The organism is Enterobacter nematophilus (assembly GCF_026344075.1).
Taxonomy (GTDB): Bacteria; Pseudomonadota; Gammaproteobacteria; order Enterobacterales; family Enterobacteriaceae; genus Enterobacter; species Enterobacter nematophilus.
In genome coordinates, this window is sequence record NZ_JAPKNE010000002.1 from 299,446 (window position 1) to 311,804 (window position 12,359).

Here is a 12,359-nt window from a genome sequence, read left to right on the forward strand (position 1 = left end):
ATCATGAGTCAAACCACTTTGTATCCGGTTGTGATGGCTGGTGGCTCTGGTAGCCGGTTGTGGCCGCTGTCCCGCGTGCTCTATCCAAAACAGTTCCTCTGCCTGAAAGGGGATCTCACCATGCTGCAGACGACGGTAAACCGTCTGCACGGCGTGGAGTGTGAAAGCCCGGTGGTGATTTGTAACGAACAGCACCGCTTTATCGTTGCCGAGCAGCTGCGTCAGCTGAACAAGCTCACGGAAAACATCATCTTGGAGCCTGCCGGTCGCAACACCGCGCCTGCTATCGCCCTGGCGGCGCTGGCGGCAAAACGCAGCAGCCCTGACTGTGACCCGCTGATGCTGGTCCTGGCGGCTGACCACGTTATCCAGCAGGAAGACGCCTTCCGCGACGCGGTGCGTGCCGCGATCCCTTACGCCGAGAGCGGCAAGCTGGTGACCTTCGGCATCGTGCCGGATCTGCCGGAAACCGGCTACGGCTACATCCGTCGCGGCAGCGTAACGCCGGGCGAAGGCGACAGCGTGGCGTTTGACGTGGCGCAGTTTGTCGAAAAACCGAATCTCGAAACCGCCCAGGCCTATGTCGCCAGCGGTGAATATTACTGGAACAGCGGGATGTTCCTGTTCCGCGCCGGACGCTATCTGGAAGAGCTGCGCAAATACCGTCCGGATATTCTGAGCGCCTGCGAGAAAGCGATGGCGGTGGTGGACCCGGATCTCGACTTTATCCGCGTGGATGAAGAGGCGTTCCTCGCCTGCCCGGAAGAGTCTATCGACTACGCGGTGATGGAACGCACGGCTGACGCCGTCGTGGTACCGATGGACGCAGGCTGGAGCGACGTTGGCTCCTGGTCCTCCCTCTGGGAGATTAGCGCCCATACCCCGGAGGGTAACGTCCATCACGGCGATGTGATTAGCCACAAAACCGAAAACAGCTACGTTTACGCCGAATCCGGCCTGGTGACCACCGTCGGGGTGAAGGATCTGGTGGTTGTCCAGACCAAAGACGCCGTGCTGATTGCCGACCGTAACGCCGTGCAGGACGTTAAAAAAGTGGTTGAGAAGATTAAGGCCGACGGCCGTCACGAGCACCACATTCACCGTGAAGTGTACCGTCCATGGGGCAAATATGACTCCATCGACGCGGGTGACCGCTATCAGGTGAAGCGCATCACCGTGAAGCCGGGCGAGGGGCTGTCGGTGCAGATGCACCATCACCGCGCTGAACACTGGGTGGTGGTGGCGGGTACGGCCAAAGTGACCATCGACGGCGAAGTGAAGCTGCTGGGCGAGAACGAGTCCATTTATATTCCGCTGGGCGCCACGCACTGTCTGGAAAACCCGGGAAAAATTCCTCTCGACTTAATTGAGGTGCGCTCCGGCTCGTATCTGGAAGAGGACGATATTGTGCGCTTCCAGGATCGCTACGGGCGCGTGTAGCACTCCGCATCATGCCCGGCGGCGCTGCGCCTGCCGGGCCTACGAATGACAAAAATAAATTTGGCCATTAAGTGGTCAGGGCCAACTGTTGCCTGAAAAAGAGGTCATCATGGAAAAATTAACCTGTTTTAAAGCCTACGATATTCGCGGCAAGCTGGGCGAAGAGCTGAATGAAGACATCGCGTGGCGCATTGGCCGCGCGTACGGCGAATATTTAAAACCTAAGACCATCGTGCTGGGCGGCGACGTGCGTTTGACCAGCGAATCCCTGAAGCTGGCCCTGGCGAAAGGGCTGCAGGACGCGGGCGTGGACGTGCTGGATATCGGCCTGTCCGGGACCGAAGAGATTTACTTTGCCACCTTCCACTTCGGCGTGGACGGCGGTATCGAAGTGACCGCCAGCCACAACCCGATGGACTACAACGGCATGAAGCTGGTGCGCAAGGGCGCGCGTCCCATCAGCGGCGACACCGGCCTGCGCGACGTGCAGCGTCTGGCGGAAGCCAACGATTTCCCGCCGGTGAACGACGCGAAGCGCGGCAGCTATAAGCAGATTAACCTGCAGAAAGAGTACATCGACCACCTGCTGGGCTACATCAACGTGGCGAACCTCAAGCCGCTGAAGCTGGTTATCAACTCCGGTAACGGCGCGGCCGGCCCGGTGGTGGATGCGCTGGAAGCGCGCTTTAAGGCGCTGAACGTGCCGGTGACCTTCGTCAAGGTACACAACACGCCTGACGGCAACTTCCCGAACGGTATTCCTAACCCGCTGCTGCCGGAGTGCCGCGACGACACCCGCAACGCGGTGATTGAGCACGGCGCGGACATGGGCATCGCCTTTGACGGTGACTTCGACCGCTGCTTCCTGTTCGACGAGAAAGGGCAGTTCATCGAGGGCTACTACATCGTCGGCCTGCTGGCGGAAGCGTTCCTCGAGAAAAACCCGGGGGCGAAGATCATTCACGATCCGCGCCTCTCCTGGAACACCGTCGACGTGGTATCCGCCGCGGGCGGCACGCCGGTGATGTCCAAAACCGGCCACGCCTTCATTAAAGAACGCATGCGCGAAGAAGACGCCATCTACGGCGGCGAGATGAGCGCCCACCACTACTTCCGCGACTTTGCCTACTGCGACAGCGGGATGATCCCGTGGCTGCTGGTGACCGAACTCCTGTGCCTGAAGGGGAAAACCCTGGGCGAGCTGGTGCGCGACCGCATGGCGGCGTTCCCGGCGAGCGGGGAGATCAACAGCAAGCTGGCGCAGCCTGCCGAGGCCATTGCCCGCGTGGAGCAGCACTTTGCCATTCACGCGCTGGAAATTGACCGTACGGACGGCATCAGCATGGCGTTCCCGCAGTGGCGCTTTAACCTGCGCTCGTCCAATACCGAGCCGGTGGTGCGCCTGAACGTGGAATCCCGCGCTGACACGGCGCTGATGGAAGCCCGAACGAAGGACATTCTGGCGCTGTTGAATCAGTAATACGAAAACCTGAAAACTGCCCCTCACCCGGCCCTCTCCCCAAAGGGGAGAGGGTGTTCGAGTTCCCTCTCCCCTTTGGGGAGAGGGTTAGGGTGAGGGTAAGGTTTTGGTTGAATAAAGGAACAACGATGACGAATCTAAAAAAACGCGAACGAGCGAGAACGAATGCATCGTTAATCTCTATGGTGCAGCGTTTTTCTGATATCACCATCATGGTCGGTGGATTGTGGGCGGTGTGTCGGATTAGCGGCCTGCCGTTCTTATATATGCATCTGCTGATGGCCCTGATTGCGCTGGTCGTGTTTCAGATGATCGGCGGGATGACCGATTTCTACCGCTCGTGGCGCGGCGTGAAAATGACCACCGAACTGATGCTGCTGCTGCAGAACTGGACCCTGAGCCTGATCTTCAGCGCGGGTCTGGTGGCGTTCAGCCATGATTTTGACAACCGCTTCGTGACCTATCTCTGCTGGTACCTGTTAACCAGCGTCGGCATGGTAGTGTGCCGTTCCCTGATCCGCTTTGGCGCGGGCTGGCTGCGTAACCGCGGCTATAACCGTCGTTTCGTCGCCGTAGCGGGTGATTTACCGGTCGGAAGAGTGCTGCTCGACAGCTTCCGCAAAGAGCCGTGGTTAGGGTTTGAAGTGGTAGGGATTTACCACGACGCGAAGCCGGGCGGCGTGCCGTCGGACTGGGCAGGCAATTACGCGCAGCTTGTTGAAGACGCGAAGGCCGGCAAAATTCATAACGTCTACATCGCCATGCAGATGAAGGACGAATCCCGCATTAAGCAGCTGATGCGCGAGCTGGCGGACACCACCTGCTCGGTGATCCTCATCCCTGACGTCTTTACCTTCAATATTCTGCACTCCCGCATTGAAGAGGTGAACGGCGTGCCGGTGGTACCGCTGTACGACACGCCGCTGTCGGGTATTAACCGCGTGCTCAAGCGCGTGGAAGATATCGTGCTCTCTTCGCTGATTTTACTGCTTATTTCCCCGGTGCTGTGCTGCATTGCCCTGGCGGTGAAGCTGAGCTCTCCCGGCCCGGTCATCTTCCGTCAGACCCGCTACGGCATGGACGGTAAGCCGATCATGGTGTGGAAATTCCGCTCCATGAAGGTGATGGAGAACGACAAGGTGGTGACCCAGGCGACGCAGAACGATCCGCGCGTCACCCGCGTGGGCAACTTCCTGCGCCGCACTTCGCTTGACGAGCTGCCGCAGTTCATCAACGTCTTTACCGGCGGCATGTCGATTGTTGGCCCGCGTCCGCACGCCGTGGCGCATAACGAGCAGTATCGCTCGCTGATTGAAGGCTACATGCTGCGCCACAAGGTAAAACCGGGCATTACCGGCTGGGCGCAAATCAACGGCTGGCGCGGCGAGACCGACACGCTGGAAAAAATGGAAAAACGCATCGAGTTCGATCTGGAGTACATCCGCGAGTGGAGCCTCTGGTTCGATATCAAGATTGTTTTTCTGACCATCTTCAAAGGCTTCGTGAACAAAGCGGCGTACTAAGATGAGCTTACGTGAAAAAACCATCAGCGGCGCCAAGTGGTCGGCCATGGCCACCATCGTCATCATTGGCCTCGGCCTGGTGCAGATGACGGTGCTGGCGCGCATTATTGATAATCACCAGTTCGGCCTGCTGACCGTCTCGCTGGTGATTATCGCGCTGGCCGATACGCTGTCTGACTTTGGTATCGCCAACTCCATTATCCAGCGCAAAGAGATTAGCCATCTCGAGCTGACCACGCTCTACTGGCTGAACGTCGGGCTGGGCATTTTCGTGTTTGTGCTGGTCTTCCTGCTGAGCGACATCATCGCCAGCGTGCTGCACAACCCGGATCTCGCCCCGCTGATGCGCACGCTGTCGTTTGCCTTTGTGGTGATCCCTCACGGCCAGCAGTTCCGCGCGCTGATGCAGAAAGAGCTGGAGTTCAACAAGATCGGCATGATCGAGACCAGCGCGGTGCTGGCGGGCTTTACCTTCACCGTGGTGAGCGCCCATTTCTGGCCGCTGGCGATGACCGCCATCCTCGGCTACCTGGTTAACTCTGCCGTGCGTACGCTGCTGTTCGGCTACTTTGGCCGCAAGATTTACCGTCCGGGGCTGCATTTCTCTCTCGCGTCTGTTTCGTCCAACCTGCGCTTTGGCGCGTGGCTGACGGCGGACAGCATCATTAACTACGTGAACACCAACCTCTCGACGCTGGTGCTGGCGCGCATCCTGGGCGCGAGCGTGGCGGGCGGCTACAACCTGGCCTATAACGTTGCGGTTGTTCCTCCTATGAAGCTCAACCCAATTATCACCCGCGTGCTGTTCCCGGCGTTCGCCAAGATTCAGGACGACACCGAGAAGCTGCGCGTCAATTTCTACAAGCTGCTTTCCGTGGTGGGGATTATTAACTTCCCGGTGCTGCTGGGGCTGATGGTGGTGTCCAGCAACTTCGTGCCTCTGGTGTTTGGCGAGAAGTGGAACGGCATCATCCCGATCCTGCAGCTGCTGTGCGTGGTGGGGCTGCTGCGCTCCGTGGGGAATCCGATTGGTTCTCTGCTGATGGCGAAGGCGCGCGTGGATATCAGCTTTAAGTTCAACGTGTTCAAAACCTTCCTGTTTATTCCGGCGATTATCGTCGGCGGGCATATGGCGGGCGCCATTGGCGTCACGCTGGGCTTCCTGCTGGTGCAGGTAGTCAATACCGTTCTGAGCTACTTCATCATGATCAAGCCGGTGCTGGGCTCCAGCTACCGTCAGTACATCCTGAGCCTGTGGCTGCCGTTCTATCTCTCATTGCCAACCCTGGCGGTGAGCTACGGCCTGGGCATTATCCTCCGCGGGCATCTGCCGCTGGCCGCGCTGCTGGCGGTGCAGGTTGCCGCGGGGGCGCTGGCGTTTGGCGTGATGATTGTGCTGTCGCGCAACGCGCTGGTGGTAGAGATGAAGCGCCAGTTTTGCCGTAACGAAAAAATGAAAATGCTGCTTCGCGCAGGCTAGTTCTTTAAGAGGCCATTATGAAATTATTAATTCTTGGCAACCATACCTGCGGCAACCGTGGCGACAGCGCCATCCTGCGCGGTTTACTGGATGCAATTAACACCCTTAAGCCTGAGACTGAAGTGGACGTGATGAGCCGTTATCCGGTCAGCTCATCCTGGTTACTGAACCGCCCGGTGATGGGGGACCCGCTCTACAGCCAGATGAAACAGCACAACAACGCCGCGGGCGTGATGGGGCGCGTGAAGAAAGTGCTGCGCCGTCGCTACCAGCATCAGGTGCTGCTTTCCCGCGTGACCGATACCGGTAAGCTGCGCAACATCGCGATCGCGCAGGGCTTTACCGATTTCGTACGTCTGCTGTCCGGCTATGACGCCATTATTCAGGTTGGCGGCTCGTTCTTCGTCGATCTCTACGGCGTGCCGCAGTTTGAGCATGCGCTGTGCACGTTCATGGCGAAAAAGCCGCTGTTTATGATCGGCCACAGCGTCGGGCCCTTCCAGGATCCGCAGTTTAACCAGCTGGCAAATTACGTGTTTGGCCACTGCGACGCGCTGATCCTGCGCGAATCGGTCAGCCTCGACATGATGAAGCGCAGCGAAATTGACACCTCTAAAGTTGAACACGGCGTGGATACCGCCTGGCTGGTGGATCACCAGGACGATAACTTCCAGCCGAGCTACGCGGTGCAGCACTGGCTCGACGTGACGGCGAAACAGAAAACCGTCGCGATTACCCTGCGTGAACTCGCCCCGTTCGATAAGCGTCTTGGCACCACCCAGGCAGCCTATGAGAAAGCGTTCGCCGACGTGGTGAACCGCGTGCTGGACAGCGGTTACCAGGTGCTGGCGCTCTCAACCTGTACCGGCATCGACAGCTACAACAAAGATGACCGCATGGTGGCGCTGAACCTGCGCAACCTGGTGAACGATCCGTCCCGCTACCACGTGGTGATGGACGAGCTGAACGACCTGGAGATGGGCAAGCTGCTAGCAGCCTGCGACCTGACCGTCGGCACCCGTCTGCATTCGGCGATTATCTCCATGAACTTCGGTACGCCAGCCATCGCCATTAACTATGAGCACAAGTCCGCCGGGATTATGCAGCAGCTGGGCATGCCGGAGATGGCCGTGGATATTCGTCATCTGCTGGACGGATCGTTCGGTGCAATGGTGGGGGACACCCTGGGTCAACTCCCTGCGATCAATGAACGTCTGGCGGTGGCGGTGAAAGCCGAGCGCGAGAAGGGCATTGGTATGGTGAAATCGGTACTTGACCGCGTGCGGGAGGGGAAATGAAGGTTGGTTTCTTCTTACTGAAATTTCCGCTGTCGTCTGAGACCTTTGTACTGAACCAAATCACCGCGTTTATCGATATGGGATATGACGTGGAGATCGTCGCCCTGCAGAAGGGCGACACCAAAAATACCCATGCGGCGTATACCCAGTATGGGCTGGAGGCGAAGACCCGCTGGCTGCAGGACGAACCGGCCGGGAAGTTGAGCAAGCTGCGCTATCGGGCCAGCCAGACGTTACGCGGGATCCACCGCGCGTCCACGTGGCGCGCGCTGAACGTTTCCCGCTATGGATCGGAATCTCGCAATTTAATTCTGTCGGCCATCTGCGGGCAAACGGCGCAGCCGTATCGCGCCGACGTGTTTATCGCCCACTTTGGCCCGGCGGGCGTCACCGCCGCGAAACTGCGTGAGCTGGGCGTAATTGACGGCAAAATTGCGACCATCTTCCACGGTATCGACATTTCCAGCCGCGAGGTGCTGAACCACTACACGCCGGAGTATCAGCAGCTTTTCCGCCGCGGCGACATGATGCTGCCCATCAGCGACCTGTGGGCCGGACGCCTGAAAAGCATGGGCTGCCCGGGAGAAAAAATTGCCGTGTCGCGGATGGGCGTGGATTTAACGCGCTTTACCCGCCGCCCGGTTAAGGTGCCGGGAAAACCGCTGCAGATCATCTCCGTGGCCCGTCTGACCGAGAAGAAAGGTCTGCACGTGGCGATTGAAGCCTGCCGACAGCTGAAGGCGCGCGGGGTGGCGTTCCACTATCGCATTCTCGGCATTGGGCCGTGGGAGCGTCGTCTGCGCACGCTGATCGAACAGTATCAGCTGGACGATGTCGTGGAGATGCCGGGCTTCAAGCCGAGCCATGAGGTCAAGGCCATGCTCGATGAAGCAGACGTGTTCCTGCTGCCTTCGGTAACGGGCGCCGATGGCGATATGGAAGGCATTCCGGTGGCGCTGATGGAGGCGATGGCCGTGGGGATCCCGGTGGTATCCACCCTGCACAGCGGGATCCCGGAGCTGATCAAATCTGACCATTCCGGCTGGCTGGTGCCGGAGAATAACGCGATGGCGCTTGCGGATCGATTAGCTGCCTTCAGCGACATCGACCAGCAGGCGCTGGAGCCCGTGCTCCACAATGCCCGACAAAAAGTTGAAACCGATTTTAACCAGCAGGTGATCAATCGCCAGTTAGCGAGCCTGCTGCAAACGCTGTAACGCCGAGGTTGTATGCTGAAAAAGATTACCCGACGCACCTTTGTCTATTCTCTGTCCGTTCTGGCGGCCACGCCGCTGCTGTCGTCCCGCATCGCGCGGGCGGCAAGCGGAAAGACGGTCTCCATTAATCAGTATAATAACAACGACTGGATCGCCGCCTTTAAGCAGGCGTTTAAGGACGGTGACACCGTCGTTGTCCCGGCCGGGCTTACCTGTGAAAACATCAATACGGGCATTTTCATTCCCGACGGTAAAACGCTGCTGATCCGCGGGGCGTTAACCGGCAACGGGCGCGGTCGCTTTGTGCTGCAGGAAGGCTGCAAAGTGATCGGTGAAGGCGGCGGGCGCACGGAGAACATTACGCTCGACGTCCGCGGCTCTGACTGTGCGATCAAAGGGCTGGCAATGAGCGGGTTTGGTCCGGTAACGCAGATCTACATTGGCGGCAAGAAACCTCGCGTGATGCGCAACCTGGTGATTGATAATATCAGCGTGACCCAGGCAAACTACGCCATCCTGCGCCAGGGCTTTCACAATCAGGTCGATGGTGCCCGCATCACCAACAGTAAATTCAGCCATCTGCAGGGCGATGCGATCGAGTGGAATGTGGCCATCAATGACCGCAATATCCTGATCTCCGATCATGCGATCGATAACATCAACTGCACCAACGGCAAGATCAACTGGGGCATCGGCATCGGCCTCGCCGGCAGCACCTACGATAACGACTACCCGGAAAAACAAACCGTTAAGAACTTCGTGGTGGCAAATATCACCGGCAGCAACTGTCGCCAGCTGGTGCACGTTGAGAACGGAAAACACTTTGTTATCCGCAATATTAAAGCAAAAAATATTACCCCCGATTTCAGTAAAAAGGCGGGTATAGATAACGCCACGGTGGCAATTTATGGCTGTGATAATTTCATTATTGATAATGTCGACATGGTTAACAGTGCCGGAATGTTAATCGGCTATGGGGTGATAAAAGGCGATTATTTGTCCATCCCGCAGAACTTCAAGCTCAACAATATTCATCTCGATAATCGTCAGCTTGCGTATAAGCTGCGCGGAATACAAATTTCATCCGGTAATGCGACCTCCTTTGTAGCAATCACTAACGTGGAGATGAAGCGGGCGACGCTTGAGCTGCACAACAAGCCGCAGCATCTTTTCTTACGTAATATCAACGTGATGCAGGAGGCTGCCATTGGCCCCGCGCTGAAGATCAACTTCGACCTGCGTAAAGATGTGCGGGGTAAATTTATGGCCAAAGATGAAACCTTGCTGTCGCTGGCGAACATCAAAGCGGTGAATGAGAAGGGGCAGAGCTCGGTGGATATTGACCGGGTGGATCAGCAGGTCGTGAATGTGGAAAGGCTGAATTTTGCGCTTCCGCACAGATAATCGACAATTTTCTTTTTTGAGACTATTCCTGGCAAAGAAGTGTGATCTATTCAGATTACAACTACAGAAATTTGTGGGGCTAAGGCGTAACATTACCTGAGGATTACGGCAAATCATGCTGGCGAAAACAGGTTTAAGAGCTATAATTCGTCAACCATTTTAAGGTGGAAGAAATAATGATTAATTTGAAAGCAGTCATTCCGGTAGCAGGCCTGGGCATGCATATGCTGCCCGCCACAAAAGCCATTCCTAAAGAGATGCTGCCGATCGTCGACAAACCGATGATTCAATACATCGTCGACGAGATTGTTGCTGCAGGGATCAAAGAAATCGTCCTGGTTACCCATTCGTCAAAGAATGCGGTTGAGAACCACTTCGACACCTCTTACGAACTCGAAGCGCTGCTTGAGCAGCGCGTCAAACGCCAGCTGCTGGCAGAAGTGCAGTCTATCTGTCCGCCGGGCGTGACCATTATGAACGTGCGTCAGGCGCAGCCGCTGGGTCTTGGGCACTCGATTTTGTGTGCCCGTCCGGTAGTGGGTGATAACCCATTCATCGTTGTTCTTCCGGACATCATCATCGATAACGCTTCAGCCGATCCGCTGCGTTACAATCTGGCGGCAATGGTGGCACGTTTCAATGAAACGGGCCGTAGCCAGGTGCTGGCGAAACGCATGAAGGGAGACCTCTCCGAATACTCCGTTATCCAGACGAAAGAACCGCTGGAGACGGAAGGGCAGGTGAGCCGCATCGTTGAATTCATCGAAAAACCGGATCAGCCGCAGACGCTGGATTCGGATCTGATGGCGGTTGGCCGTTATGTTCTGAATGCGGATATCTGGGCGGAGCTGGAAAAAACTGAGCCGGGCGCCTGGGACCGTATCCAGTTGACCGATGCAATAGCCGCGCTGGCGAAAAAACAGTCTGTTGACGCGATGCTGATGACCGGTGACAGCTACGACTGCGGTAAGAAGCTGGGATACATGCAGGCGTTTGTGAACTATGGGCTGCGCAACCTGAAGGAAGGGGCGAAGTTCAGAAACAGGATTGAGAAGCTGTTGGCTGAAGACTGATATTCCTGCCACGCCCTGAACAAACGGCAGTCGTCATTTTGGTGTATTGAAACATAACCAAAATGATGACTGCCGTTTTTTGTTATTAATTTTAATGATTACATAGAGTTATCTGATTCAAATCTCAGCAGCTTTGTAGCGATTTGTGCTTGTTTCTGAGGTCATTTAGGACGACAATTAACGCCAGTTTTTGTCTGTAACCAGACAAGTAAAATCATTTAATCAAACATCGCTCAGTGCACTGGTAGCTGTTAAGCCAGGGGCGGTAGCGTGCTCAATTTCTGAAACCGTTAATAAATGCTCATGTTTCAGAACGCCAGTATCCAGACATATACACTAGACGGAACAGATAACGTGAAAATTCTTGTAACGGGCGGGGCTGGTTTTATCGGCTCAGCGGTTGTACGACATATTATTAAAAATACCCAGGACGACGTCGTCAATGTGGATAAGCTGACTTATGCCGGAAATCTGGAGTCGCTAACTGAAGTTAGTGATAGCAACCGATATGCCTTTGAGCATGCGGATATTTGTGACAAAGATGCCATGGATCGTATCTTCGCAAAGCATAAACCTGATGCTGTAATGCACCTGGCCGCTGAAAGCCACGTTGACCGTTCTATTACGGGCCCGGCAGCGTTTATCGAAACCAACATCGTCGGCACTTATGTGCTGCTTGAAGCCGCCCGTGCGTACTGGTCCACGCTGGATGAGCAGGCGAAGAAAGCGTTTCGTTTCCATCACATCTCAACCGACGAAGTGTATGGAGATTTGCCGCATCCTGATGAGCATCCTGCATCAACTGAGCTGCCACTCTTTACAGAAACTACCGCGTATGCGCCAAGCAGTCCGTATTCAGCGTCAAAAGCCTCCAGCGATCACCTCGTTCGTGCCTGGCTGCGTACCTACGGTTTCCCGACCATCGTCACCAACTGTTCAAATAACTATGGTCCGTACCATTTCCCGGAAAAACTGATCCCGCTGGTTATCCTGAATGCGCTGGACGGTAAAGCACTGCCTATTTACGGGAAGGGCGACCAGATTCGTGACTGGCTGTATGTAGAAGATCATGCGCGTGCACTCTATACCGTCGTCACTCAAGGGAAACCGGGTGAAACGTACAATATTGGCGGACACAACGAGAAGCAGAACCTGGATGTGGTGCATACGATTTGTGACCTGCTGGATGAGATTGTGCCAAAAGAGGGGTCGTATCGCGATCAGATTACGTATGTGGCTGACCGTCCGGGTCATGACCGTCGCTATGCGATTGATGCGCATAAAATTGGTGCTGAGTTGGGATGGACGCCGCAGGAGACCTTTGAAAGCGGGATACGTAAAACCGTTGAATGGTATTTGGCAAACACGACATGGGTAGAAAACGTTAAAAGCGGTAATTATAAATCCTGGATTGCACAAAATTATCAAAATCGTTAAGTGCTAT

General features: G+C 56.1%; 9 protein-coding genes. All 9 read left to right on the top strand.

Annotation, left to right across the window (positions count from 1 at the left end; translation table 11 throughout):
* Nucleotides 1-3: 3 nt before the first annotated feature.
* The 9 genes from cpsB (at nucleotide 4) to rfbB (ending at nucleotide 12,352) form a co-directional block, all read left to right on the top strand.
* Entirely contained in the window at nucleotides 4-1,440 is a 1,437-nt protein-coding gene (cpsB, locus tag OSH03_RS08075) for a mannose-1-phosphate guanyltransferase (RefSeq protein ID WP_252040199.1), read from the top strand.
* A 109-nt stretch (nucleotides 1,441-1,549) separates the two neighbouring features.
* The gene (gene cpsG / locus OSH03_RS08080) at nucleotides 1,550-2,920 is read left to right on the top strand and encodes a colanic acid biosynthesis phosphomannomutase CpsG (RefSeq protein ID WP_266178776.1); all 1,371 of its coding nucleotides are present in this window, start codon (nucleotides 1,550-1,552) and stop codon (nucleotides 2,918-2,920) included.
* Nucleotides 2,921-3,048: 128 nt separating this feature from the next.
* The gene (gene wcaJ / locus OSH03_RS08085) at nucleotides 3,049-4,443 is read left to right on the top strand and encodes an undecaprenyl-phosphate glucose phosphotransferase (protein WP_266178777.1); all 1,395 of its coding nucleotides are present in this window, start codon (nucleotides 3,049-3,051) and stop codon (nucleotides 4,441-4,443) included.
* A 1-nt stretch (nucleotide 4,444) separates the two neighbouring features.
* Nucleotides 4,445-5,923: a colanic acid undecaprenyl disphosphate flippase WzxC gene (gene wzxC, locus OSH03_RS08090; RefSeq protein WP_266178778.1), complete on the top strand. Its 1,479-nt coding sequence runs from the start codon at nucleotides 4,445-4,447 to the stop codon at nucleotides 5,921-5,923.
* A gap of 17 nt (nucleotides 5,924-5,940) precedes the next feature.
* Nucleotides 5,941-7,221, top strand: coding sequence for a colanic acid biosynthesis pyruvyl transferase WcaK (wcaK, locus tag OSH03_RS08095; RefSeq protein ID WP_266178779.1), 1,281 nt, complete (start codon nucleotides 5,941-5,943; stop codon nucleotides 7,219-7,221).
* The gene (wcaL, locus tag OSH03_RS08100) at nucleotides 7,218-8,438 is read left to right on the top strand and encodes a colanic acid biosynthesis glycosyltransferase WcaL (RefSeq protein ID WP_061097680.1); all 1,221 of its coding nucleotides are present in this window, start codon (nucleotides 7,218-7,220) and stop codon (nucleotides 8,436-8,438) included. The genes wcaK and wcaL overlap by 4 nt, the downstream gene beginning before the upstream one ends.
* Nucleotides 8,439-8,450: 12 nt before the next feature.
* Nucleotides 8,451-9,842 carry a colanic acid biosynthesis protein WcaM gene (wcaM, locus tag OSH03_RS08105; protein ID WP_266178780.1) on the top strand — a complete coding sequence of 464 codons (1,392 nt, stop codon included), beginning with the start codon at nucleotides 8,451-8,453 and terminating at the stop codon, nucleotides 9,840-9,842.
* A gap of 176 nt (nucleotides 9,843-10,018) precedes the next feature.
* Nucleotides 10,019-10,915 (top strand): GalU regulator GalF, encoded by an 897-nt coding sequence (gene galF, locus OSH03_RS08110; RefSeq protein ID WP_061097682.1) that lies wholly within the window; start codon nucleotides 10,019-10,021, stop codon nucleotides 10,913-10,915.
* Nucleotides 10,916-11,269: 354 nt separating this feature from the next.
* Complete coding sequence (gene rfbB, locus OSH03_RS08115) at nucleotides 11,270-12,352, top strand: dTDP-glucose 4,6-dehydratase (protein WP_266178781.1); 1,083 nt, start codon at nucleotides 11,270-11,272, stop codon at nucleotides 12,350-12,352.
* Nucleotides 12,353-12,359 lie beyond the last annotated feature (7 nt).